The organism is Bacillus cereus group sp. BfR-BA-01331, assembly GCF_022663915.1.
In the GTDB taxonomy this organism is placed as follows: domain Bacteria; phylum Bacillota; class Bacilli; order Bacillales; family Bacillaceae_G; genus Bacillus_A; species Bacillus_A mycoides.
In genome coordinates, this window is sequence record NZ_JAKUGJ010000152.1 from 1 (window position 1) to 460 (window position 460).

Below are 460 nucleotides of genomic sequence, written 5' to 3' on the forward strand. Positions count from 1 at the left end.
TACGCATAAGATATGCTTGTTCTTCTGTTGGATACAAACGGAATTTATATGCTTTATTATGCTTTGTCATATCATTTCACCTCACTTTTCAATATATTTCTTTACTACATCTATTGGAGAACCACCAGTAGTTAGTAAGCAAAAACTTCTTGACCAAAACAACTCTTTCCAAAGTTTCTTTTTCACTTGTGGAAAGTCTCTCTTGATTATTCGAGAACTTGCACTCTTATAAGCATTGATGAATTTTGTCATTTCTGTATTCGGATGTGCCTTGAACAAAATATGAACATCATCAAACACATTTCTTCTGTATTTTACGACCAACACAAGATGATAATACAACAAGAACACTGAATGATTATTGCTGTATAATTTCATTGATATACCAACCTTTGTACTTTATAAGACTGATTATATCAGAGGCAAAATAAAAAGCAAAGCCTTTTGGCTACGCCAAACC

The 460-nt window shown here is 32.4% G+C and carries 2 protein-coding genes; both read right to left on the reverse strand.

Going from position 1 to position 460, the window contains the following annotated elements:
- The coding region (locus tag MR155_RS31380; RefSeq protein ID WP_242311681.1) for a helix-turn-helix domain-containing protein at nt 1-70 on the reverse strand (70 nt) is incomplete at its 3' end.
- Nucleotides 71-81: 11 nt separating this feature from the next.
- Nucleotides 82-378 (reverse strand): IS200/IS605 family transposase, encoded by a 297-nt coding sequence (gene tnpA, locus MR155_RS31385; RefSeq protein WP_098169173.1) that lies wholly within the window; start codon nt 376-378, stop codon nt 82-84.
- Between the last annotated feature and the right edge of the window lie 82 nt (nt 379-460).